The organism is Bacillus sp. SIMBA_031, assembly GCF_046535225.1.
Classification (GTDB): Bacteria; Bacillota; Bacilli; order Bacillales; family Bacillaceae; genus Bacillus; species Bacillus velezensis.
In genome coordinates this window covers 1-248 of record NZ_JAWRXC010000542.1, presented here as the reverse complement: position 1 = coordinate 248, position 248 = coordinate 1, and the positions used below count along the sequence as shown (strand labels likewise).

1 protein-coding gene is annotated in these 248 nt (G+C 33.9%); it reads left to right on the top strand.

Features of this window, described 5'->3' with window-relative positions; translation table 11 throughout:
• The coding region (locus SB724_RS21315; protein ID WP_410573007.1) for a hypothetical protein at positions 1-248 on the top strand (248 nt) is incomplete at both ends.

Sequence of the window (248 nt, the reverse complement as noted above, 5' to 3'; positions counted from 1 at the left end):
ATTATATGTTCCAGTAATTCCCTACCTGCAAACATCCCAAATGACCAAAGAATATTTTGGAAGTAAAGTAACTGAAGCTACAAAAAAAACAGCATATACGGATAACTCTAAAAACTGGCACCCACATCCTATCGAAGAATCTGTTACCACTTATGCTGGAATGTATGTTAAAAAATATTTGTATGCACCTGATTTAATTAAAAAAGATTGTCGAGGATTTAGAGGCTGTTCAAACGAAAATTCTGCAG